Below are 1052 nucleotides of genomic sequence, written 5' to 3' on the forward strand. Positions count from 1 at the left end.
TCAGGGAGAACTCATCTCGAGGCAAGTTTCGCGCTTAGATGCTTTCAGCGCTTATCTTTTCCGCACTTAGCTACCGGGCAATGCCATTGGCATGACAACCCGAACACCAGTGGTGCGTTCACTCCGGTCCTCTCGTACTAGGAGCAACCCCTCTCAATTCTCCAGCGCCCACGGCAGATAGGGACCGAACTGTCTCACGACGTTCTAAACCCAGCTCGCGTACCACTTTAAACGGCGAACAGCCGTACCCTTGGGACCTACTTCAGCCCCAGGATGTGATGAGCCGACATCGAGGTGCCAAACACCGCCGTCGATATGAACTCTTGGGCGGTATCAGCCTGTTATCCCCGGAGTACCTTTTATCCGTTGAGCGATGGCCCTTCCATTCAGAACCACCGGATCACTATGACCTGCTTTCGCACCTGCTCGAGCCGTCACTCTCGCAGTCAAGCTGGCTTATGCCATTGCACTAACCTCCTGATGTCCGACCAGGATTAGCCAACCTTCGTGCTCCTCCGTTACTCTTTGGGAGGAGACCGCCCCAGTCAAACTACCCACCAGACACTGTCCCCACGCCGGATCACGGCGCCAGGTTAGAACATCAAACGTTAAAGGGTGGTATTTCAAGGATGGCTCCACGCAGACTGGCGTCCACGCTTCAAAGCCTCCCACCTATCCTACACATCAAGGCTCAATGTTCAGTGTCAAGCTGTAGTAAAGGTTCACGGGGTCTTTCCGTCTTGCCGCGGGTACACTGCATCTTCACAGCGAGTTCAATTTCACTGAGTCTCGGGTGGAGACAGCCTGGCCATCATTACGCCATTCGTGCAGGTCGGAACTTACCCGACAAGGAATTTCGCTACCTTAGGACCGTTATAGTTACGGCCGCCGTTTACCGGGGCTTCGATCAAGAGCTTCTCCTTGCGGATAACCCCATCAATTAACCTTCCGGCACCGGGCAGGCGTCACACCGTATACGTCCACTTTCGTGTTTGCACAGTGCTGTGTTTTTAATAAACAGTTGCAGCCAGCTGGTATCTTCGACTGCCTTC

General features: G+C 54.2%; 1 rRNA gene. It reads right to left on the bottom strand.

Annotated elements, in window-relative coordinates:
- Nucleotides 1-1052: ribosomal RNA gene (locus IBT47_RS26795) — 23S ribosomal RNA — on the bottom strand; the annotation flags it as partial.

The sequence above is a fragment of the Erwinia sp. S43 genome (assembly GCF_016624745.1).
GTDB classification, from domain to species: Bacteria; Pseudomonadota; Gammaproteobacteria; order Enterobacterales; family Enterobacteriaceae; genus Erwinia; species Erwinia coffeiphila.